Here is a 20138-nt window from a genome sequence, read left to right on the forward strand (position 1 = left end):
TCCGTCCTGGGCTCGAAACCAGCACGATAATCTGCCCCGATGGCTTATGCCAGTACCCGCGAAGAGGCCGGCACTGCCATCACCCGTCTCAGACTTTTTCGCTGGTCACCTGCACATGCAACGCCCGCCCGGCACCCAGCCCGAACACGATGGCACCAATACCCAATACCGCAAAAATCCACCCCAGCGCGGCCCAGCCCCCGGTAAGGTCATGCACCAGCCCCACCGCAAACGGCCCCATCGACGCCAAGGTGTAACCCACGCCCTGCGCCATGCTCGACAGGTTCGCCGCCACATGGGCGTCTTTCGAACGCAGCACGATCAAGGTCAGCGCCAATGCAAAAGTACCGCCCTGCCCCAGGCCCAGCACCACGGCCCATCCCCACAGCCCCGAAACCGGGGCATACAGGCAACCGAACAGACCCGCCAGGGTAATCAACATGACCAGCACGATCGCCAGGCGTTGGTCCTTGCCACGGGTGGCTAGCCAGGGCGCACTCAGCGAGCTGACCAGCTGCACGATCACCGACCCCGACAGCACCAGTCCAGCCTCGGTCGGGCTCAGGCCACGGCCTATCAGGATCGATGGCAACCAACCGAACACGATGTAAGCCAGCGATGACTGCAAGCCCATGTACAAGGTCACCTGCCAGGCCAGCGGATCGCGCCACAGGCCCCGTACACGATAAGCCACCTTGTGCAGGCCATGCCCCTGGCGGGCCTGTGGCAGCCACACCAGCATCGCCAGCAAGGCCGGCAATACCCAGAAGCCCAGCCCAAGTGCCCAACTACCGCCGAAATGCTGGGCCAACGGTACGGTAGCCCCCGCCGCCATGGCGGCGCCCAGGCACAACGCCATGGTGTACACACCGGTCAGCGTGCCAGCGTGCTGCGGGAAGTCGCGCTTGACGATACCCGGCAGCAGCACGCCGATAATGCCAATGCTCGCCCCAGCCATCAGGCTGCCGAGGAACACGCCAACGGGGCCGAATGCGCTTCGCACCCCGATACCGAGCGCCAACGTGACAAGAATGCCGAGGATCACCCGCTCACTGCCAAAACGCCGCGCCAGCAGGGGTGCCAGCGGGGCGAACAGCCCCAGGCACAGCACCGGCAAGGTAGTCAGCAAGCCGGCCTGCGAGGCACTCAGCCCCAGCCCTTCAGACACCAGCCCCAGCACCGGCGCCATGCTCGACAACGCCGGGCGCAGGTTCAAGGCCACCAGCACCAGGCCCAGCAGCAACAGCCAGGGCCGCCGTAACACTACAGGCTGCTGCACCTGCTCGTCGTCAGCCTCGGCATCGATCAGCAGCTCATCGAGGTCCCGCTCGTTCGGCAGGGTATTGCGGGTGATGGATTCAGCCATGGCCTTCTCGGTGTCAGGATTCGATGAGGGTGCGGCTCAGGCGCTTGGCCCGCTCCGCGTCGCGTTGTTCGATGGCTTCGAGGATCTGGCCGTGCAGGTCGAACGTGGCCTGGCAGCGCGGAACAGTCGCCATGTTGCGTTGCAGCGCGGCAGCCACCACCCCGGAAAAGTAGCGATACAGTTCGCTTAACGCCGGGTTGTGGGCGGCATCGACCAACCGCTGGTGGAACACCAGGTCGCAGGCCACATAAGCATCGACATCCCCGTGAAAGTGCCCGGCGCTGCTGGCCAGCGCATCGCGTAGCGCCTGCAGATCGGCATCGGTACGGCGCAGCGCCGCCAAGCCGATGGCTTCGGCTTCGAGGATGTGACGGGTTTCCCGGGCCTGCTCCGCGCTGCAGCGAGACATCGCCTGCACCGCAAGCAGCGGGTCCTGGGCTGTGCGCAGGTAACTACCGTCACCTTGGCGAATTTCCACCAGGCCACTGAACGCCAGTACACGCATGGCTTCGCGCACGGTATTGCGGCTGATGCCCAGTTGCAGGGCCAACTCCGGCTCGGTAGGCAGTCGCTGGCCGACCTGCCAGTCGCCAAGCACGATGCGCTCACGCATGCGATCCACAGCAAGCTCAACCAGGGAACGTTTGGTCAGCTCTGTATTCATTGCACTCAACCAATCATCCGATGAATTTGCACAAGCTTACTGGAGGCCGGCCTACGCCGCAAACCACCTGACATTTCTGCCAGTTGTGAACAAACCCCGTTGTTGCAACGCTCGCGGTGTACTTTCAAGGGCGTCCTGACATGCGACTCACTAGCCTGCTGCTATTGCTGCTTCTGGCCATACTCCCGGGTTGCGAACCGACCCGACACCCAAGCCGCCCCAAGGCCTTGTTAATCGGCCTCGACGGTGTACAGCTAGAGCACTACCTGCAACTGGGCGATGCCACCAACCTGAGTCAGCGGCTGTATTACGGCAAGGCCTATACGGGTGGCATCAACGGCAAGGCCAGCGAGCAACCGACCTTGAGCGGCCCGGGATGGGTCACGTTGCTGACGGGTGTCTGGAGCAACAAGCACGGCGTCAGCAACAATGCCGAGTCATTGCGGGTAGACCCGTCGTTTCCCAGCCTGTTCAAACGGCTGCGACTGGCCATGCCGAATGCCTACCTGTCCAGCGTGGTCGGCTGGTCACCGCTGAACACGGCCTACCTGCTGGAAGACGCCCACGGCGCCGATGTGCGAGAGAGTGGTTTATCAGATGCACGCGTCATCGAGCGAACGCTGCAGATCCTGGACAATACACCCGCCGACTTTACCTTCATTCAACTGGATGAAGCAGACCAGGCTGGCCACGACAGCGGCTTTGGCGAACGCTATCAACAGTCGTTGCGCACGCTCGACAGCCAGATCGGCCATTTGCTGGACAAGGTCGATGAGCGCCAGCGCCTGAACCCGCAGGAAGACTGGCTGGTGATCGTCAGCACGGACCATGGGCGGGATTACTGGGGCAAAGCGCATGGCGGTATTTCGGAGCAGGAAAAAACCATCTTCATTGCCAGCAACAAGCCGTTGAACCAGGAGCTTTCGCAACCCAGCATTCCAGCGGAAAACCCTGGGCCGAACCACCTGTACAGCCTGCCTGCGCAAACCTCGGTCGCCCCCACCGTGTTACGTCACATGGGCCTGAAACTGCTGCCGGAATGGCTACTGGATGGCACACCCTTGCTGGGTGATACCGGCGTGCGCAAGGTACGGGTCGACGAAACCAAAGGGCGGGTACGCTGGAACAGCAATGCTCCCGGCTACCTGACAATACTCAAGAACGGGCATGTGGTTGCGCAAGTACCGGCCAAGGACGGGCAATGGACCGACCCCGAAGGCATGGGGCAGGAGAACGACTATGTGCTAGTGCTCGATGGCACACCAGCGGCGGTGCGTAACCGTCCGGCTGGCAAAGCATTTGTCATAGAAGAGAGCAGTTATTAAGCCGGGCGCGCTCTTAACAAAGGCGCGCCCGACAATGCTTTAGTTCAACGCATCAAGCAACGCCTGGTTCATCTCTGGCGTACCAATGGTAATGCGCAGGAACTGGGCAATGCGTGCCTGCTTGAAGTGACGCACGATCACGCCCTGCTCCCGCAGTCGGGCAGCCAGTTCGGCGGCATCCTGTTGCGGGTGGCGGGCGAAGATGAAGTTGGCGGCCGAAGGCAGCACTTCAAAGCCCTTGGCTTGCAACTGCCCGACCAACGCTTCGCGGCTGTCGATCACTTTACGGCAGGTTTCTTCGAAGTACTCACGGTCTTCGAACGCCACCGCTGCGCCCACGATCGCCGCTCGGTCCAGCGGGTAGGAGTTGAAGCTGTTCTTGATCCGCTCCAGTGCCTCGATCAGGTCCGGATGCCCCACCGCCAGGCCAACCCGCAGGCCAGCCAGCGAGCGCGACTTCGACAGCGTCTGGGTGACCAGCAGGTTGTCGTAGCGGTCCACCAGGCTGATGGCCGTCTCGCCGCCGAAATCGATGTAAGCCTCATCCACCACCACCACCGAGTCACGGTTGGCCTGCAGCAACTGCTCCACCGCCTGCAGCGGCATCAGGCAACCTGTCGGCGCGTTGGGGTTGGGGAAGATGATGCCGGCGTTGGGTTTGTTGTAGTCCTCGATGCGGATCTGGAACTGCTCGTCCAGCGCCACCTGCTCGAAGGCAATACCGTAGAGGCCACAGTAGACCGGGTAGAAGCTGTAGCTGATGTCCGGGAACAACAGCGGTGCATCGTGCTGGAACAGGCCGTGGAAGATGTGCGCCAACACCTCATCCGAGCCGTTGCCGACAAACACTTGCGCCGGGGTGACGCCGTAGTAGTCGGCCACCGCTTGCTTGAGGCGGTCACCGTTCGGGTCCGGGTAAAGGCGCAGGTTATCGTTCAACTCACCGCGCATGGCCTCCAGCGCCTTGGGCGATGGGCCATAGGGGTTTTCGTTGGTGTTGAGCTTGACCAGACGGGCCAGCTTGGGCTGCTCGCCCGGCACGTAAGGCACCAGGTCCTTGACGAAGGGGCTCCAGAATCGACTCATGTTAGTTCCCCTTCTCTTGGGTCAGGATACGGTATTCAGCGCTGCGGGCGTGGGCGGTCAGCGACTCGCCACGGGCCAGGATCGACGCGGTGTGGCCCAGCTCGGACGCACCCTGCTCGGAGCAGAAAATGATCGACGAACGCTTCTGGAAGTCATACACCCCCAGCGGCGACGAGAAACGTGCGGTACCGGAGGTCGGCAAAACGTGGTTGGGACCGGCACAGTAATCGCCCAGCGCTTCGCTGGTGTGGCGGCCCATGAAGATCGCGCCAGCGTGGCGAATGTGCGGCAACCAGGCTTGCGGGTCGGCCACCGACAGCTCCAGGTGTTCCGGCGCAATGCGGTTGGCCACGTCCATTGCCTGTTGCATGTCACGCACCTGAATCAGCGCACCACGGCCGTTGATCGACTTCTCGATGATTTCGGCACGCTCCATGGTCGGCATCAGCTTGTCGATGCTGGCGGCAACGCGGTCAAGGAAGGCGGCATCCGGGCTGACCAGAATGGCCTGGGCGTCTTCGTCGTGCTCGGCCTGGGAGAACAGGTCCATGGCAATCCAGTCCGGATCGGTCTGGCCGTCGCACACCACGAGGATTTCCGACGGGCCGGCGATCATGTCGATGCCCACCTGGCCGAACACATGGCGCTTGGCAGTGGCAACGTAGATGTTGCCTGGGCCGACGATCTTGTCCACCTGCGGCACGCTTTCGGTACCGTAGGCCAGCGCGGCAACAGCCTGGGCTCCACCGACGGTGAACACGCGGTCGACACCGGCAATGCAAGCGGCCGCCAGCACCAACTCGTTGACCTCACCACGCGGGGTCGGTACCACCATGACCACTTCGGCCACGCCGGCAACCTTGGCCGGGATAGCGTTCATCAGCACCGACGACGGGTACGACGCCTTGCCGCCTGGCACATACAGGCCAGCACGGTCCAGTGGGGTGACTTTCTGACCGAGCACGGTGCCGTCGGCCTCGGTGTACTGCCAGGAATCCTGCTTCTGCCGCTCGTGGTACATGCGCACGCGATTGGCGGCTGTTTCCAGGGCTTCGCGCTGGGCCGGGGTAATGCGGGTCAGCGCCAGCTCCAGGCGTTCACGATTGAGGATCAGGTCGTCAATCGACTTGGCATCTACGCCATCGAAACGCTGGGTGAATTCCACCAGCGCCGCATCACCGCGCTCACGCACGGCCTTGATGATGTCGAGCACGCGCTGGTTGACCGCGTCATCGGACACACTTTCCCAGCTCAGCAGATGATCCAGATGTCGGGCGAAATCCGGATCAGCGGCGTTGAGACGGGCAATTGCAGTGGACACGGTCATGGCGAGGGCCTCGATTATTAGCGAATGCTCAGGCGCCCTAGGCTACCAGTCCATCCGCGCGGGCACCCGAGAAAAATGGCTATGACGCGGATAGACGGGCGCGACAGCGAAGGCCGCGCGCAGGAGTCAGCCGCGGTGTCGCGATTCGACCGCTTGACGAAGCGTGTCGATCAGGCTCTGGATACGGGCGTGCTGCATTTTCATGGAGGCCTTGTTGACCACCAGGCGCGAGCTGATCGTGGCGATCAGTTCCTGGGGTTCCAGGCCGTTGGCACGCAGGGTGTTGCCGGTGTCGACCACGTCGATGATCTTGTCGGCGAGGTTGATCAGCGGTGCCAGCTCCATCGAGCCGTACAGCTTGATGATGTCGACCTGACGCCCCTGTTCGGCGTAGTAACGCTTGGCTACGTTGACAAACTTGGTGGCCACGCGCAGGCGGCCCTTGGGCTCAGGAGCGCCAACCGCGCCAGCCGTCATCAGCTTGCACTGGGCAATCTGCAGGTCCAGAGGCTCATACAGGCCCTGGCCGCCGTACTCCATCAGCACGTCCTTGCCGGCCACACCCAGGTCGGCGGCACCATGCTCGACATAGGTCGGCACGTCGGTAGCACGCACGATCAGCAGGCGCACGTCGTCCTGCGTGGTGGGGATGATCAGTTTGCGGCTCTTGTCCGGGTTCTCGGTCGGCACGATACCGGCCTCGGCCAGCAACGGCAGGGTATCGTCGAGAATACGGCCTTTGGAAAGCGCGATGGTCAACATTGGAACGTCGGTCCTTAAGCGGCTGCTGCCGGCCAGGTCATCGACCTGGCCGCATTCAATTCAAAGGGTGCGTCCATGCACCTTCGGGCTACTAGCCCGGTACGCGGCGGATTTTCGCGCCGAGCATCTGCAGTTTCTCTTCGATGCACTCGTAACCACGGTCGATGTGGTAGATGCGATCGATCAGGGTATCGCCTTCGGCAACCAGCGCCGACAGCACCAGGCTGGCGGACGCACGCAGGTCGGTGGCCATGACCGGGGCACCCTTCAGCGCTTTTACGCCAGTGACGATGGCAGTGTTGCCTTCGACCTGGATCTGAGCGCCCATGCGGTGCATTTCGTAAACATGCATGAAACGGTTTTCGAAGATGGTCTCGATCACTGCGCCCGTGCCTTCGGCAATGGCGTTCAGCGAGATGAACTGCGCCTGCATGTCGGTCGGGAACGCCGGGTACGGAGCGGTACGCAGGTTGACGGCTTTCGGCCGCTTGCCGTGCATGTCCAGCTCGATCCAGTCTTCGCCGGTGTTGATGTCGGCGCCGGCTTCCTTGAGTTTTTCCAGTACGGCTTCAAGGATGGTCGGGTCGGTGTCCTTGACCTTGACACGGCCGCCAGTCACGGCAGCAGCGACCAGGTAGGTACCGGTCTCGATGCGGTCCGGCATCACGCGGTAGTTGGCCGAGTGCAGGCGCTCGACGCCATCGATGGTGATGGTGTCGGTGCCAGCGCCCTGGACGTTGCCACCCATGGCATTGATGAAGTTGGCCAGGTCGACCACTTCCGGCTCACGCGCGGCGTTCTGCAGCACGCTGCGGCCTTTGGCCAGGGCAGCGGCCATCATGATGTTTTCGGTACCGGTCACGCTGACGGTGTCGAAGAAGAAGTGCGCACCGCGCAGGCCACCCTCAGGCGCCTTGGCCTTGATGTAGCCGCCTTCCACTTCGATTTTCGCGCCCATGGCTTCGAGGCCACGGATGTGCAGGTCGACCGGGCGTGAGCCAATGGCGCAACCGCCAGGCAGGGCCACTTCGGCTTCGCCGAAACGGGCGACCATCGGGCCCAGCACCAAGATCGAGGCGCGCATGGTCTTGACCAGTTCGTAGGGCGCGACCAGGGTCTTGATGGTGCGTGGGTCGATCTCCACCGCCAGCTTCTCGTCGATCACAGGCTCAATGCCCATGCGGCCGAACAGCTCGATCATGGTGGTGATGTCGTGCAGGTGCGGCAGGTTGCCCACGGTGACCGGGCCGTCAGCCAGCAGGGTAGCCGCCAGAATTGGCAGGGCTGCGTTCTTCGCGCCCGAAATGCGGATCTCGCCGTCAAGGCGAGCGCCGCCAGTAATAATCAGTTTGTCCATTGGAATCTCGCCGCCAAGTTGGCTCAGGTGCGCTCAGCCCAGGCTGCGCTGCTGAAAAATTTCATGGTTACCGCATGGATGCTGCCATTGGCAATCCACGGATTCAGGTGAGCATAGATCGCCTGCTGGCGTTTGACCGGGCTCAGGCCAGCCAACTCGTCGCTGATCACGTTCAACTGGAAGTTGCAGCCTTCGCCTTCAACTTCGACCCGGGAACCCGGCAATTTCTCTTCAAGGAAGCTTTTAACTTCTACGGCCTGCATGCTCAACCTCAATCGGCGCCCGATGCGCACGGGTCGGCCATCATACAAAAAAGCCCCTCGCCTGCGAAGCCCAACGAGGGTTTCGCTGACCGAGGGGCCATCATCCGCGCTGGGCCATCAGGTTGCCAGCACTTCATCGAGATCATAAACCTCGGCAATTTCCCGCATGTCGTCGGGCATGTTACGCACCTGGCAGCCCTTGCCACCCGCTTGGGCATCGCGCATGAATGCCAGCAACAGCGACAGACCTACGCTGGTGGAGTGCTGCACCGCCGAGCAATCCAGCACCAGCTGCGCCTCGCGGCAAGCCGCGATCAGTGCCTTGCCCTGCTTGCGCAGGACCGGGCCGCTACGGTAATCCAGCACGCCAGCCAGGCGCAGTACGCCCGGCTCGGCCATGCTTACAGCGGCCTCACTCATTTGACGGTCTTCTCTGGCGAGCTGTCGGCAGCCTGCTTGGCCTTTGCCACTTCACCGGCCCAGCCATCGATGGTCTTGTCCAGGTCGTTGCCGTTGCGCTGCATGGCATCGGCGAACTGGTCGCGGAACAGCTTGCCGATGTTGATGCCGTTGACGATGACGTTACGCACTTTCCATTCGCCACCCAGGTTTTCCAGGGTGTACTGCACCGGGTATACGGCGCCATTGTTGCCGGTGACCTTCATACCTACGGAAGCGCGCTTGCCGTCATCGGCTTTGGCCGGGTCTACGACGATACCCTGGTTGTTGTACTCCAGTAGCGCGTTACCGTAGAACTGGAACAGGCTGCGCTTGAAGTTTTCCTGGAAGCGCTGCATCTGCTCGGGCGTGGCTTTGCGCGAGTACTTGACGGTCATGATGCTTTTGGAAATACCGTCGGCATCGACCACCGGCGCGAGGATCCGGTCAAGGGTGTCGTAGAAAGCTTGCGGGTTGGACTTGTACTGCTCCTTGTTGGCCTTGAGCTCACTCAGCAGCTCGGTGGTGGTGCTCTGCACCACGTCGTGCGGCGACTGCGCGGCCAGGGCCATCAGAGGGAAGGCCGCCAGCAGGACCAGCAGGCCACGTCGCAGGATCGAAATCATGGAAACTCCTTAATTAGCCGGTTGCGCTTCTTTCGGTTCCTTGCCAACGGAGTTGAGCAGGAACTTGCCAATCAGATCTTCCAGCACCAGTGCCGACTGGGTGTCGTGGATGGTCGCGCCGTCCTTGAGCACCTGGTCTTCGCCGCCCACGCTGATGCCGATGTACTTCTCGCCAAGCAAGCCGGCGGTCAGGATCGAGGCCGTGGAGTCGGTCGGCAGGTTGTCCACCGACTTGTCCAGCTGCAGCGTCACCCGACCGGTGTAGGAATCACGGTCCAGATCGATGGCGGTAACCTTGCCGATCGTCACACCGGCCATGGTCACTTTAGCTCTGACCGTCAAACCGGCGATATTGTCGAAGTAGGCATAAACTTTATAGGTATCGCTGCTCGGGCTGGCTGACAGCCCGCTGACACGCAGGGCCAGCAGCAGCAGCGCCAGGATCCCGGCCAGGAGGAACAGGCCGACACCGATTTCCAGGGTGCGGTTTTGCATCAGAAATCTCCAAACATCAAGGCGGTCAGAATAAAGTCCAGACCCAGCACTGCCAACGAGGCATAGACCACGGTCTTGGTGGTGGCACGGCTGATCCCTTCTGAGGTGGGCTCACAGTCGTACCCCTGGAATACGGCGATCCAGGTCGTGACGAAGGCGAACACCAGGCTCTTGATCAACCCGTTGAGCACGTCGTCGGTAAAGGAAACACTGTTCTGCATGTTGGCCCAGAACGAGCCCTCGTATACGCCCAGCCAGTCCACAGCCACCCACGAGCCACCCCAGATGCCGACCACGCTGAAGATCAGCGCCAGCAGCGGCAGCGAGATGAAACCGGCCCAAAGGCGTGGCGCGACGATGTACTTGAGCGGGTCAACGCCGATCATTTCCAGGCTCGACAGCTGCTCAGTGGATTTCATGTTGCCAATTTCAGCGGTCAGTGCGGAGCCTGCGCGGCCGGCGAACAGTAACGCTGTCACCACCGGACCAAGCTCGCGCAGCAGGGTCAGGGCGACCATCTGCCCCACCGCCTGCTCCGAACCGTATTTGGTCAGGATGCTGTAGCCCTGCAGCGCCAGCACCATGCCGATGAACACCCCGGACACGACGATGATCGCCAGCGACAGCACGCCTACCGAGTACAGCTGCTTGGTCAGCAACTGGAAACCGCCGCCGATGCCGCCGCGGCCGATCAATGCATGGAACAGGAACAGGCAGGAACGCCCCAGTACCGCCAGCACGTCGATCGCCGAGCGACCCAGCAGGCGGACACGTTCGAGTAAGGATCTTCTGCGCATCAACGCGCCCCCAGCAGGTCGGCGCGGTAATCAGGCGCAGGAAAGTGGAAGGGAACCGGGCCGTCCGGGTCGCCCTTCATGAACTGGCGAATCCGTGGGTTGTCCGACCCCATCAGCTCATCAGGCGTGCCCTGGCCCAACACCTGGCCGTCCCCCACCACATAGATGTAGTCGGCAATGCTGGCGGTTTCTGCCAGGTCGTGGGACACGACGATGCTGGTGATGCCTAACGCATCGTTGAGCAGGCGGATCAGGCGCACCAGTACGCCCATGGCGATCGGGTCCTGGCCGACGAACGGCTCGTCGTACATGAGGATCTGCGGGTCCAGGGCAATGGCCCGGGCCAGCGCCACACGGCGCTTCATGCCGCCAGACAGTTCGTCGGGCATCAGGTCGATGGCACCGCGCAGGCCCACGGCCTGCAGCTTCATCAACACGATGTCACGGATCATCTCGTCCGACAGCTGGGTGTGCACGCGCAGCGGGAACGCGACGTTCTCGAACACATCGAGGTCGGTGAACAGCGCGCCGCTCTGGAACAGCACACCCATCTGCTTGCGGGCGTCGAACAGGTCGCTGCGCGACAGCGTCGGCAGGTTTTGCCCGGCAACCCATACCTCACCGCTGGAGGGGCGCAGCTGCGCGCCCATCAGGCGGAGCAACGTGGTCTTGCCGCAACCCGATGGCCCCATGATGCCGGTGACCTTGCCGCGCGGGATGCGAATGTCGACGTTGCTGAAAATGCTGCGCGAACCGCGTTTGAAGGTAAGCCCCTTCAACTCGACCGCGTAGGCGCTATCCACACTCATCTAGACTCCTTGCTAGTGCAGCCTCGTCCTAATGGACGCCGGCCTCCATCAGGAAGGCACACGCACCCCTGGCAGGCCGAATAGCGGCGAACTATAGCACCGCTGACAGCGCCGCCCCAAGGCCGGGCAACGAGTCGTTCAGCCCTGAGACAGGCTTTGATGACATTCGCTACAGCAATCGAAAGGGTGAGGGTTTTTGTCATTGCGCGTATAATCGCGGCCTTTTCATCAGGCATTGCTTTTTCGACATGAGCCAATCCAGCGAGCTGATCCAATCCGCCCAACGCACCCTGCGCCTGGAACTCGAGGCCGTAGAGGCCCTGCTGGCGCGCATCGACGACAATTTCGTCAAGGCCTGCGAACTGATCCAGGCCTGCAAGGGCCGGGTTGTCGTGGTCGGCATGGGCAAGTCCGGGCACATCGGCAACAAGATCGCCGCCACCCTGGCCAGCACCGGCACCCCGGCATTTTTCGTGCACCCGGCCGAAGCCAGCCATGGCGACATGGGCATGATCACCCGCGAGGATGTCATCCTTGCCCTGTCGAATTCCGGCAGCACCGCAGAGATCGTCACCTTGCTGCCCCTGATCAAGCGCCTGGGCATCAAGCTGATCAGCCTCACCGGCAACCCGGATTCGCCCCTGGCCCAGGCCGCCGAGGTCAACCTTGATGCCCGCGTCGAGCAAGAGGCCTGCCCGCTGAACCTGGCGCCCACCTCCTCTACCACGGCGTCGCTGGTGCTGGGGGACTGCCTGGCCATCGCCCTGCTCGAAGCCCGAGGCTTCACCGCCGAGGACTTTGCCTTCTCGCACCCGGGTGGCGCACTGGGCCGACGCCTGCTGCTCAAGGTCGAGAACGTGATGCATGCCGGCGACGAACTGCCTCAGGTGCCGCGTGGCACCCTGCTCAAGGACGCGCTCCTTGAAATGTCCCGCAAAGGTTTGGGCATGACCGTGATTGTCGAAGCTGACGGCAAGCTGGCCGGGATCTTCACCGACGGCGACCTGCGCCGCAGCCTGGACCGCAACATCGACGTGCACACCACCCTGATCGATCAGGTCATGACCGTGCATGGCAAGACGGCACGTGCAGAAATGCTTGCCGCCGAAGCCCTGAAGATCATGGAAGACCACAAGATCGGCGCCCTGGTGGTGGTGGATCGCGAAGACCGCCCGACCGGCGCCCTGAACATGCACGATCTGCTGCGCGCCGGCGTAATGTAAGGAGCGATGGAATGAACCAGGACCTCATGCAACGCGGCAAGCACATCAAGCTGGCAGTGTTCGACGTGGACGGCGTGCTCACCGACGGGCGCCTGTACTTTCTCGAAGACGGCAGCGAATTCAAGACCTTCAACACCCTCGACGGCCAGGGCATCAAGATGCTCATGAACGCGGGCGTGACCACCGCGATCATCAGCGGCCGCAAGACTCCGGTGGTCGAGCGCCGCGCCAGAAACCTCGGCATCCCGCACCTGTACCAGGGCCGCGAGGACAAATTGGTCGTGCTTGACGGCCTGCTCGCCGAACTGGGCCTAAGCTATGATCAAGTAGCCTACCTGGGCGACGACCTGCCGGACCTACCGGTCATTCGCCGGGTAGCATTGGGCATGGCCGTGGCCAACGCCGCGCCGTTCGTTCGCCAGCACGCCCACGGCGTGACCCAGGCACGCGGCGGCGAGGGAGCGGCCCGTGAATTCTGCGAACTGATCATGCAGGCCCAGGGTACCCTGGACGCTGCCAACGCCAACTACCTGTAAGGCTGCCCATGTTCAGCAAGAAAGCCCGCAATGCTGCGCTGCTCGCAGTGATCGCTGCCCTGCTGGTGGCGATCGGCTACTGGAATGTCAGCCCGGAAAGCTTCCTCGACAAGCCGGTGGCCCAGGTCGACGAAAGCGCTATCGACTACTATGCGATCAACGCCCACAGCGTGCAGTTTCTGCCCGACGGCAAACTGCAGTACGAGATGACCGCCGACAAGGTCGAACACCTCAAGGCCAGTGAAATCACCCTGCTGACCACGCCGGACCTGCACATGTACCGCGGCACCGAATACCCGTGGCATGTGCAGAGCGCCCGTGCCGAGGTCAACCCGGACGGTACCGAGGTCGAGCTGATCGACAAGGTACGGGTTGCCCGCACCGACGAAAAGCAGCGCGAAACCATCATTACCAGCTCACGCATGACCGTGTTCCCGCAGAAGCAATATGCGCAGACCGAGCAAGCCGTTAGAATCGACGGCGCCGGTGGCACTACTACGGGCAAAGGAATGAAAGCGTATTTGAAAGAAGGCAAGATGGACTTGCTCTCTAACGTAAGAGGACAGTATGAGGCTCGTTAAAACCCTCCCCCTTTTGCTCAGCCTGAGCGCAGCACTGGGAAGCGCGAGCGCCCTCGCCCTGCCGAACGACCGTGACCAGCCGATCCGTATCCAGGCCGACAACGCCCACCTGGACGACAAGCAAGGCGTGGCCACCTACACCGGCGACGTGATCATCACCCAGGGTTCGATGATGATCAAAGGCAACACCGTGACCATCACCCGTTCCGCCTCTGGCGACATCGACGTGGTGACCTCGGTGGGCAACCTGGCCTACTTCGAGCAGCAGCAGAGCGCGGCCAAGCCGGACAAGATGAAAGGCTGGGGCGTCACCATCCAGTACCAGTCGCAGAAGGACCTGGTGATCCTCACCGACCGTGCCAAGGTCGAGAACGAGGGCAACACCACCGAAGGCGAGAAAATCGTCTACAACACCCAGACCCAGGTGGCGACTGCGGGTCGCGGTGGCAACGTGACCACACCGCGTCAGCGTATCGACATGGTGATCCAGCCCAAGAAGAAGGCCGAGTAAATGGCAACCCTCAAAGCCCAGCACCTGGCCAAGAGCTACAAGGGGCGGCAGGTGGTACGTGACGTCAGCCTGTCGATCGACAGCGGCCAGATCGTAGGCCTGCTTGGCCCCAACGGCGCCGGCAAGACCACTTGCTTCTACATGATTGTCGGGCTAGTCCAGGCCGAGCAGGGGCGTGTGCTTATCGATAACCTCGATGTCAGCCACCAGCCCATGCACGGCCGCGCCCGCGCCGGCATCGGCTACCTGCCGCAGGAGGCCTCGATCTTCCGCAAGCTGTCGGTGGCCGACAACATCATGGCCATCCTCGAGACCCGCAAGGACCTCGACCGCGACGGGCGTCGCAAAGAACTGGAAAGCCTGCTACAGGAGTTCCACATCAGCCACATCCGCGACAACCTCGGCATGAGCCTGTCCGGCGGTGAACGCCGCCGGGTCGAGATTGCCCGCGCCCTGGCCACCGCACCCAAGTTCATCCTGCTGGACGAACCGTTCGCTGGCGTCGACCCGATTTCGGTCGGCGACATCAAGCAGATCATCCACCACCTCAAGGCCAAGGGCATTGGTGTACTGATCACCGACCACAACGTGCGCGAAACCCTGGATATCTGCGAAACCGCCTATATCGTCAACGATGGCCGCCTGATCGCCGAAGGCGATGCCGAGACCATCCTGGCCAACGAGCTGGTCAAAGAGGTTTACCTGGGTCACGAGTTCCGGCTCTGACCCCGGCACATGCCTGGAGTACTGGCAAATCGCCCTGAAAGCGGGGTGAAAGTTGTTACAGTGCTCTAGGCAAACGCTACAATTTAAGGCATAAAACTTGCTTGATCTGGCGCCCCGGCGCCCTCGTGTAGTGGATGGCGCATGCGCGCCGGCGAACAAGGTATTAAGCCCCAGCCATGAAACCATCGCTCGTCCTAAAAATGGGCCAGCAACTGACGATGACACCGCAGTTGCAACAGGCCATCCGCCTGCTCCAGCTTTCCACCCTGGACCTCCAACAGGAAATCCAGGAAGCGCTGGAGTCGAACCCGATGCTCGAACGTCAGGAAGACGGCGACGACTTCGACAACAGCGACCCGATGGCGGACAACGCCGAGAACAAGCCGGCCGCCGAAGTCCAGGACAACAGTTTCCAGGAAAGCACCGTCAGTGCCGACAACCTGGAAGACGGTGAGTGGAGCGAGCGCATCCCCAACGAGCTTCCGGTCGATACCGCCTGGGAAGACATTTACCAGACCAGCGCCAGCAGCCTGCCAAGCAACGATGACGACGAGTGGGACTTCACCACCCGCACCTCAGCCGGCGAGAGCTTGCAGAGCCACCTGCTGTGGCAACTGAACCTGGCGCCGATGTCCGACACCGACCGCCTGATCGCCGTCACGCTGATCGACAGCATCAATGGCCAGGGCTACCTGGAAGACACCCTCGAGGAAATCTGCGCCGGTTTCGACCCGGAGCTGGATATCGAGCTGGACGAGGTCGAAGCGGTGCTGCACCGCATCCAGCAGTTCGAGCCAGCCGGCGTCGGCGCGCGCAACCTGGGCGAATGCCTGCTGCTGCAACTGCGCCAGTTGCCCGCCAGTACTCCCTGGATGACCGAAGCCAAGCGCCTGGTCACCGATTTCATCGACCTGCTCGGCAGCCGCGATTACAGCCAGCTCATGCGGCGCATGAAAATCAAGGAAGACGAGCTGCGCCAGGTGATCGAACTGGTACAGAGCCTCAACCCGCGCCCCGGTTCGCAGATCGAGTCCAGCGAGCCCGAGTACGTGGTGCCTGACGTCATCGTGCGCAAAGACAGCGACCGCTGGCTGGTGGAGCTGAACCAGGAGGCTATCCCGCGCCTGCGCGTCAACCCGCAATACGCCGGTTTCGTGCGCCGTGCCGATACCAGCGCCGACAACACCTTCATGCGCAACCAGTTGCAGGAAGCGCGCTGGTTCATCAAGAGCCTGCAAAGCCGCAACGAAACCCTGATGAAGGTTGCCACACAGATCGTCGAGCACCAGCGCGGTTTCCTCGACCATGGTGACGAAGCCATGAAGCCGCTGGTGTTGCATGACATTGCAGAAGCGGTGGGCATGCACGAGTCGACCATTTCGCGGGTTACCACGCAGAAATACATGCATACACCGCGTGGCATCTACGAACTGAAATACTTTTTCTCCAGCCACGTCAGCACCTCCGAAGGCGGAGAATGCTCGTCCACGGCGATCCGCGCGATCATCAAAAAACTGGTTGCGGCGGAAAATCAGAAAAAGCCATTGAGTGACAGCAAGATCGCTGGTTTACTGGAGGCACAAGGCATCCAGGTAGCCCGTCGCACCGTCGCCAAGTACCGCGAGTCCCTCGGCATTGCACCGTCGAGTGAACGCAAGCGACTGATGTAGCCCCTGAGATGTGCCACAGCGTTTGTGGGGCAGGTGCAAGACCTGCCTCTTTATGCACGGGCAACAAAGGAGAAGCTGTATGCAAGTCAATATCAGTGGACAGCATGTAGAAGTCACCCAGCCACTGCGCGATTACGTGCTTGAAAAGCTCGCCCGCGTGGAAAGTCACTTCGACAAGATCACCAACGTGCAGGTCATCATGAAAGTCGAGAAGCTGCAGCAGAAGGTCGAGGCGACCCTGCAGATTCCCGGCGGCGAAGTGGTAGCCAACGCCGAACACGAAGACATGTATGCAGCGATCGACGCCTTGGCCGACAAGCTCGACCGCCAACTGAAAAAACACAAGGAAAAACAGCAAAGCCTGCTGCAAGGTGCAGCTGCCCGCTGATCCCCCTCATCCATGATCCGACTTGAAACCATCCTGACCCCCGGCCGTTCACTCGTGAACGTGCCGGGCGGCAGCAAGAAGCGCGCCCTGGAAAAGGTCGCCACCGTTATCGCCGACCAAGTGCCAGAACTGGAGATGCAAGACGTCTTCGAAAAGCTGGTCGCCCGCGAAAAACTCGGATCGACCGGTTTCGGCAATGGCATCGCCATTCCGCACTGCCGCCTTGAAGGCTGCTCAGCGCCGGTTAGCGCCCTGCTGCACCTGGAAGCACCTATTGATTACGACGCTATCGATGGCGCGCCCGTGGACCTGCTGTTTGTACTGCTGGTACCCGAAGCCGCCACCGATGCGCATCTGGAACTGCTGCGTCAGATCGCCAGCATGCTCGATCGCAAGGAGGTCCGTGATCGCCTGCGTGCGGCCACCAGCAGTGAGGCCCTGTTCCAGGTTGTCCTGGACGTACAGAACGAGCACTGAACATGCGCCTGATCATCGTCAGCGGCCGGTCCGGCTCCGGCAAGAGCACCGCCCTCGATGTCCTGGAAGACAACGGTTTCTACTGCATTGACAACCTGCCCGCCGGGCTGCTGCCGCAGCTGGCGGAGGATGCACTGATCAACACGGAATTACTGCAACCCAAGGTTGCCGTGTCGATCGATGCACGCAACCTGCCCAGCCACCTCACGCGCTTCCCCGAGCTACTCGAAGAAGCCCGTGCGCGGAACATCCAGTGTGACGTGGTGTTCCTGGATGCCGACGAAGACATGCTGCTCAAGCGCTTCTCGGAAACCCGTCGTCGCCATCCACTGACCAATGCCAACCGTTCGCTGGCAGAAGCGATCCGCGTGGAGAGCGAGCTGCTGGGGCCAATTGCCGACCTGGCAGACCTGAAGATCGACACCACCAGCCTCAACCTGTACCAACTACGGGATTCGATCAAGCTGCGCTTGCTCAACCAGCCCGAGCCCGGCACAGCCTTTTTGGTCGAGTCGTTCGGTTTCAAGCGCGGCATGCCAGTCGATGCCGACCTGGTGTTCGATGTACGCTGCCTGCCCAATCCCTACTGGAAGCCCGAACTGCGTGAGCACTCAGGGCTTGATCAACCGGTCGCCGACTACCTGGCTGCACAGCCAGACGTTGAGGACATGTTCAATGACATTTCCAGTTACTTGCTCAAGTGGCTACCCCGCTTCGCCGCCAGCAACCGCGCCTACGTCACCATTGCTATCGGCTGCACCGGCGGCCACCACCGCTCGGTCTACATCACCGAACGCCTTGGCCAGTTGCTGCAGCAATCCCTGAAAAACGTCCAGGTCCGCCACCGCGACCTCTAAGCCCAAGGATCCGCCCCACGATGCCCGCCCGCGAAATCACCATCATCAACAAGCTGGGCCTGCATGCCCGGGCGGCAGCCAAGTTCGTCGGCGTTGCCGGCCGCTTCCCCTGCCAGGTAAGGGTTGGCCGCGCACCGGACAAGCTGGTGGATGGCAAGAGCATCATGGCGGTGATGATGCTGGCGGCCGGCAAAGGCACACAGGTTCACCTGCTTACCGAGGGTGAGCAGGACAACGACGCCATGGATGCGCTGGTCGAGCTGATCAACAACTTCTTCGACGAAGGCGAATAAAAACCTGCGCGGTCCTACAGGGACCGCGCAGGCCTGATCGTGAATCAGGACATCGCCGTGTCCATCACCATCATCAGGCAGAACCCGATGCACAACCCCAGGCTGGCCAAGCGATGATGACCGTTGCTGCGTGATTCCGGGATGATTTCCTGGGTAACCACCAGTAGCATCGCCCCCGCTGCACAGGCCAGGCCCAGCGGCAGCAGCAGTTCGGCAATGTTCACCAACCAGGCACAGATCACTGCAGCTACCGGCTCGACCAACCCTGAAGCAGCACCGATCAGGAAGGCTTTGAAGCGCGGCATGCCCGCCCCTGCCAGCACCAGCGCAATGACCAGCCCTTCAGGCACATCCTGCAAGGCGATGCCCATGGCCAGGCTGTCGGCGTCGGCCATGCCACCACCGGCCGATACGCCAATCGCCATGCCTTCGGGGATGTTGTGCGCGATGATCGCGATGACAAACAGCCAGATGCGCGCAGCAATCACTGGCTGATTGCCGGTGCCGACCAGTGCTTCCGGCGAGGTACCTGATACCTTGAGGTCAACCAGAAAAAGGCACAGCGCACCGAACATCAGGCCAAAGCTGATCAGGCCACCCGCGCCCCAAGGGCTGAAACCGATGGATTGAGCGGCGTCCAACCCTGGAATGATCAGGGAAAATGCGGTGGCCGCCAGCATTACGCCAGCGCCGAAGCCCAGCAGCGTATCGGCCAGTGCCATCGGCATGTTGCGAATGACCAGTACCGGTACCGCGCCCAGCGCCGTCCCCAGGGCGCATAATGCGCCGCCTTCCAGCGCACGCAACATGCGCGGTTCCAGGTCCAGCCAGGCAAGGCCACGCGCCACCAGCAGCGCGGCGCCAGCCAGCAAAAGCAAAGTCCCAAGCGCCAGCCGAAACAGGCGCACACTGCTGACAGACATCACCTCAGAGCGCATACCGGTCCGACTCACTTCAGGGCTTCGAGGTAACGGCGTTCCACTTCGGCCCAGTCAATCACGTTGTAGAAGGCACCGATGTATTCCGGACGACGGTTCTGATACTTCAGGTAGTAGGCATGTTCCCACACGTCCAGGCCGAGGATTGGCGTGTTGCCGAGCATCAGCGGGCTGTCCTGGTTGCCACTGCTCTCGACAACGAGGGTTTTCTGCGGCGTTACGCTGAGCCAGGCCCAGCCGCTGCCAAAGCGGGTCAGCGCAGCCTTGGTGAACGCCTCCTTGAAGGCATCGAAACCACCCAGTTGCGAAGTGATGGCCTGCGCCAGCTGGCCGTGTGGCTCACCACCACCTTGCGGCGACATCACCGTCCAGAACAGGCTATGGTTGGCGTGCCCCCCGCCATGGTTGGTCACAGCGCCACGCAGGCTTTCCGGTAGCTGCTTGACTGCACCAACCAGCTTCTCCACGGGCCATTCGGCCCATTCGGTGCCTTCGATGGCGGCATTAAGGCCGTTGACGTAGGTCTGATGGTGTTTGGTGTGGTGAATTTCCATGGTCTGCGCGTCGATGTGCGGCTCCAGCGCATCGTAGGCGTAGGGCAAAGCAGGCAAGGTATGCGGCAT

Annotated in this window: 25 protein-coding genes; 11 read left to right on the forward strand and 14 right to left on the reverse strand. The window is 61.9% G+C overall.

Going from position 1 to position 20138, the window contains the following annotated elements:
- Nucleotides 1-88: 88 nt before the first annotated feature.
- A complete protein-coding gene (locus D8767_RS24125) occupies nt 89-1366 on the reverse strand; it encodes an MFS transporter (protein WP_016713124.1) in 1278 nt (425 codons plus the stop codon).
- A gap of 13 nt (nt 1367-1379) precedes the next feature.
- Entirely contained in the window at nt 1380-2030 is a 651-nt protein-coding gene (locus D8767_RS24130; RefSeq protein WP_016713125.1) for a FadR/GntR family transcriptional regulator, read from the reverse strand.
- A gap of 140 nt (nt 2031-2170) precedes the next feature.
- On the opposite strand from D8767_RS24130, the gene D8767_RS24135 reads away from it, so the two are divergent.
- A complete protein-coding gene (locus D8767_RS24135; protein ID WP_016713126.1) occupies nt 2171-3355 on the forward strand; it encodes an alkaline phosphatase family protein in 1185 nt (394 codons plus the stop codon).
- Between the two features lie 39 nt (nt 3356-3394).
- Here D8767_RS24135 and hisC read toward each other — a convergent pair whose 3' ends face one another.
- From hisC to D8767_RS24185, 10 genes are all read right to left on the reverse strand, one after another.
- Nucleotides 3395-4441: a histidinol-phosphate transaminase gene (gene hisC / locus D8767_RS24140; RefSeq protein WP_016713127.1), complete on the reverse strand. Its 1047-nt coding sequence runs from the start codon at nt 4439-4441 to the stop codon at nt 3395-3397.
- 1 nt (nt 4442) lies between these two features.
- Nucleotides 4443-5768, reverse strand: a complete 1326-nt coding sequence (hisD, locus tag D8767_RS24145) for a histidinol dehydrogenase (protein WP_016713128.1) — start codon at nt 5766-5768, stop codon at nt 4443-4445.
- A gap of 126 nt (nt 5769-5894) precedes the next feature.
- Nucleotides 5895-6530 carry an ATP phosphoribosyltransferase gene (hisG, locus tag D8767_RS24150; protein ID WP_016713129.1) on the reverse strand — a complete coding sequence of 212 codons (636 nt, stop codon included), beginning with the start codon at nt 6528-6530 and terminating at the stop codon, nt 5895-5897.
- A 91-nt stretch (nt 6531-6621) separates the two neighbouring features.
- Nucleotides 6622-7887: a UDP-N-acetylglucosamine 1-carboxyvinyltransferase gene (murA, locus tag D8767_RS24155; protein WP_016713130.1), complete on the reverse strand. Its 1266-nt coding sequence runs from the start codon at nt 7885-7887 to the stop codon at nt 6622-6624.
- Between the two features lie 23 nt (nt 7888-7910).
- Nucleotides 7911-8150 (reverse strand): BolA family protein, encoded by a 240-nt coding sequence (locus tag D8767_RS24160; protein WP_003255121.1) that lies wholly within the window; start codon nt 8148-8150, stop codon nt 7911-7913.
- 117 nt (nt 8151-8267) lie between these two features.
- On the reverse strand, nt 8268-8570 hold the full coding sequence (locus D8767_RS24165; protein ID WP_016713131.1) for a lipid asymmetry maintenance protein MlaB: 303 nt from the start codon (nt 8568-8570) through the stop codon (nt 8268-8270).
- Complete coding sequence (locus D8767_RS24170; protein WP_016713132.1) at nt 8567-9214, reverse strand: phospholipid-binding protein MlaC; 648 nt, start codon at nt 9212-9214, stop codon at nt 8567-8569. The genes D8767_RS24165 and D8767_RS24170 overlap by 4 nt, the downstream gene beginning before the upstream one ends.
- Before the next feature lie 9 nt (nt 9215-9223).
- Nucleotides 9224-9709: an outer membrane lipid asymmetry maintenance protein MlaD gene (mlaD, locus tag D8767_RS24175; protein ID WP_016485045.1), complete on the reverse strand. Its 486-nt coding sequence runs from the start codon at nt 9707-9709 to the stop codon at nt 9224-9226.
- On the reverse strand, nt 9709-10506 hold the full coding sequence (gene mlaE, locus D8767_RS24180; protein ID WP_016713133.1) for a lipid asymmetry maintenance ABC transporter permease subunit MlaE: 798 nt from the start codon (nt 10504-10506) through the stop codon (nt 9709-9711). The genes mlaD and mlaE overlap by 1 nt, the downstream gene beginning before the upstream one ends.
- Complete coding sequence (locus D8767_RS24185; RefSeq protein ID WP_016713134.1) at nt 10506-11315, reverse strand: ATP-binding cassette domain-containing protein; 810 nt, start codon at nt 11313-11315, stop codon at nt 10506-10508. The genes mlaE and D8767_RS24185 overlap by 1 nt, the downstream gene beginning before the upstream one ends.
- A 248-nt stretch (nt 11316-11563) precedes the next feature.
- Here D8767_RS24185 and D8767_RS24190 point away from each other — a divergent pair, with 248 nt between their 5' ends.
- From D8767_RS24190 to D8767_RS24235, 10 genes are all read left to right on the forward strand, one after another.
- Nucleotides 11564-12538, forward strand: coding sequence for an SIS domain-containing protein (locus D8767_RS24190; RefSeq protein WP_016713135.1), 975 nt, complete (start codon nt 11564-11566; stop codon nt 12536-12538).
- An 11-nt stretch (nt 12539-12549) separates the two neighbouring features.
- Nucleotides 12550-13074 (forward strand): HAD family hydrolase, encoded by a 525-nt coding sequence (locus D8767_RS24195; RefSeq protein WP_016713136.1) that lies wholly within the window; start codon nt 12550-12552, stop codon nt 13072-13074.
- 8 nt (nt 13075-13082) lie between these two features.
- Nucleotides 13083-13655, forward strand: a complete 573-nt coding sequence (lptC, locus tag D8767_RS24200) for an LPS export ABC transporter periplasmic protein LptC (RefSeq protein WP_016713137.1) — start codon at nt 13083-13085, stop codon at nt 13653-13655.
- The gene (lptA, locus tag D8767_RS24205) at nt 13642-14166 is read left to right on the forward strand and encodes a lipopolysaccharide transport periplasmic protein LptA (RefSeq protein WP_012270658.1); all 525 of its coding nucleotides are present in this window, start codon (nt 13642-13644) and stop codon (nt 14164-14166) included. The genes lptC and lptA overlap by 14 nt, the downstream gene beginning before the upstream one ends.
- Complete coding sequence (gene lptB / locus D8767_RS24210) at nt 14167-14892, forward strand: LPS export ABC transporter ATP-binding protein (protein WP_010952146.1); 726 nt, start codon at nt 14167-14169, stop codon at nt 14890-14892. It abuts the gene before it with no gap.
- A gap of 176 nt (nt 14893-15068) precedes the next feature.
- On the forward strand, nt 15069-16562 hold the full coding sequence (locus D8767_RS24215) for an RNA polymerase factor sigma-54 (protein ID WP_028698947.1): 1494 nt from the start codon (nt 15069-15071) through the stop codon (nt 16560-16562).
- A gap of 79 nt (nt 16563-16641) precedes the next feature.
- Nucleotides 16642-16950 (forward strand): ribosome hibernation-promoting factor, HPF/YfiA family, encoded by a 309-nt coding sequence (hpf, locus tag D8767_RS24220; RefSeq protein WP_003255135.1) that lies wholly within the window; start codon nt 16642-16644, stop codon nt 16948-16950.
- 12 nt (nt 16951-16962) lie between these two features.
- Entirely contained in the window at nt 16963-17427 is a 465-nt protein-coding gene (ptsN, locus tag D8767_RS24225) for a PTS IIA-like nitrogen regulatory protein PtsN (RefSeq protein WP_016713139.1), read from the forward strand.
- 2 nt (nt 17428-17429) lie between these two features.
- Nucleotides 17430-18284, forward strand: a complete 855-nt coding sequence (gene rapZ, locus D8767_RS24230) for an RNase adapter RapZ (protein WP_016713140.1) — start codon at nt 17430-17432, stop codon at nt 18282-18284.
- 20 nt (nt 18285-18304) lie between these two features.
- Complete coding sequence (locus tag D8767_RS24235; protein ID WP_016713141.1) at nt 18305-18577, forward strand: HPr family phosphocarrier protein; 273 nt, start codon at nt 18305-18307, stop codon at nt 18575-18577.
- A gap of 44 nt (nt 18578-18621) precedes the next feature.
- Here the strand turns inward: D8767_RS24235 and D8767_RS24240 are convergent, their stop codons facing one another.
- Both D8767_RS24240 and D8767_RS24245 read right to left on the reverse strand, forming a co-directional pair.
- A complete protein-coding gene (locus D8767_RS24240) occupies nt 18622-19515 on the reverse strand; it encodes a ZIP family metal transporter (protein WP_016713142.1) in 894 nt (297 codons plus the stop codon).
- A gap of 11 nt (nt 19516-19526) precedes the next feature.
- A complete protein-coding gene (locus tag D8767_RS24245; protein ID WP_016713143.1) occupies nt 19527-20138 on the reverse strand; it encodes a superoxide dismutase in 612 nt (203 codons plus the stop codon).

Source organism: Pseudomonas sp. LTGT-11-2Z, assembly GCF_003691445.1.
Lineage (GTDB): Bacteria > Pseudomonadota > Gammaproteobacteria > Pseudomonadales > Pseudomonadaceae > Aquipseudomonas > Aquipseudomonas monteilii.

What these genes read in the sequence shown, in the direction of transcription:
- D8767_RS24190 (WP_016713135.1), top strand. Translation starts at nt 11,564, where the DNA reads ATGAGCCAATCCAGCGAGCTGATCCAATCCGCCCAACGCACCCTGCGC.
- lptC (WP_016713137.1), top strand. Translation starts at nt 13,083, where the DNA reads ATGTTCAGCAAGAAAGCCCGCAATGCTGCGCTGCTCGCAGTGATCGCT.
- hisG (WP_016713129.1), bottom strand. Translation starts at nt 6,530, where the DNA reads ATGTTGACCATCGCGCTTTCCAAAGGCCGTATTCTCGACGATACCCTG.
- mlaD (WP_016485045.1), bottom strand. Translation starts at nt 9,709, where the DNA reads ATGCAAAACCGCACCCTGGAAATCGGTGTCGGCCTGTTCCTCCTGGCC.
- rapZ (WP_016713140.1), top strand. Translation starts at nt 17,430, where the DNA reads ATGCGCCTGATCATCGTCAGCGGCCGGTCCGGCTCCGGCAAGAGCACC.
- ptsN (WP_016713139.1), top strand. Translation starts at nt 16,963, where the DNA reads ATGATCCGACTTGAAACCATCCTGACCCCCGGCCGTTCACTCGTGAAC.
- murA (WP_016713130.1), bottom strand. Translation starts at nt 7,887, where the DNA reads ATGGACAAACTGATTATTACTGGCGGCGCTCGCCTTGACGGCGAGATC.
- hpf (WP_003255135.1), top strand. Translation starts at nt 16,642, where the DNA reads ATGCAAGTCAATATCAGTGGACAGCATGTAGAAGTCACCCAGCCACTG.
- mlaE (WP_016713133.1), bottom strand. Translation starts at nt 10,506, where the DNA reads ATGCGCAGAAGATCCTTACTCGAACGTGTCCGCCTGCTGGGTCGCTCG.
- hisD (WP_016713128.1), bottom strand. Translation starts at nt 5,768, where the DNA reads ATGACCGTGTCCACTGCAATTGCCCGTCTCAACGCCGCTGATCCGGAT.
- D8767_RS24215 (WP_028698947.1), top strand. Translation starts at nt 15,069, where the DNA reads ATGAAACCATCGCTCGTCCTAAAAATGGGCCAGCAACTGACGATGACA.
- D8767_RS24240 (WP_016713142.1), bottom strand. Translation starts at nt 19,515, where the DNA reads ATGCGCTCTGAGGTGATGTCTGTCAGCAGTGTGCGCCTGTTTCGGCTG.
- D8767_RS24130 (WP_016713125.1), bottom strand. Translation starts at nt 2,030, where the DNA reads ATGAATACAGAGCTGACCAAACGTTCCCTGGTTGAGCTTGCTGTGGAT.
- D8767_RS24165 (WP_016713131.1), bottom strand. Translation starts at nt 8,570, where the DNA reads ATGAGTGAGGCCGCTGTAAGCATGGCCGAGCCGGGCGTACTGCGCCTG.
- D8767_RS24185 (WP_016713134.1), bottom strand. Translation starts at nt 11,315, where the DNA reads ATGAGTGTGGATAGCGCCTACGCGGTCGAGTTGAAGGGGCTTACCTTC.
- D8767_RS24160 (WP_003255121.1), bottom strand. Translation starts at nt 8,150, where the DNA reads ATGCAGGCCGTAGAAGTTAAAAGCTTCCTTGAAGAGAAATTGCCGGGT.
- hisC (WP_016713127.1), bottom strand. Translation starts at nt 4,441, where the DNA reads ATGAGTCGATTCTGGAGCCCCTTCGTCAAGGACCTGGTGCCTTACGTG.
- D8767_RS24195 (WP_016713136.1), top strand. Translation starts at nt 12,550, where the DNA reads ATGAACCAGGACCTCATGCAACGCGGCAAGCACATCAAGCTGGCAGTG.
- D8767_RS24125 (WP_016713124.1), bottom strand. Translation starts at nt 1,366, where the DNA reads ATGGCTGAATCCATCACCCGCAATACCCTGCCGAACGAGCGGGACCTC.
- D8767_RS24245 (WP_016713143.1), bottom strand. Translation starts at nt 20,138, where the DNA reads ATGCCGCATACCTTGCCTGCTTTGCCCTACGCCTACGATGCGCTGGAG.
- lptB (WP_010952146.1), top strand. Translation starts at nt 14,167, where the DNA reads ATGGCAACCCTCAAAGCCCAGCACCTGGCCAAGAGCTACAAGGGGCGG.
- D8767_RS24235 (WP_016713141.1), top strand. Translation starts at nt 18,305, where the DNA reads ATGCCCGCCCGCGAAATCACCATCATCAACAAGCTGGGCCTGCATGCC.
- D8767_RS24170 (WP_016713132.1), bottom strand. Translation starts at nt 9,214, where the DNA reads ATGATTTCGATCCTGCGACGTGGCCTGCTGGTCCTGCTGGCGGCCTTC.
- D8767_RS24135 (WP_016713126.1), top strand. Translation starts at nt 2,171, where the DNA reads ATGCGACTCACTAGCCTGCTGCTATTGCTGCTTCTGGCCATACTCCCG.
- lptA (WP_012270658.1), top strand. Translation starts at nt 13,642, where the DNA reads ATGAGGCTCGTTAAAACCCTCCCCCTTTTGCTCAGCCTGAGCGCAGCA.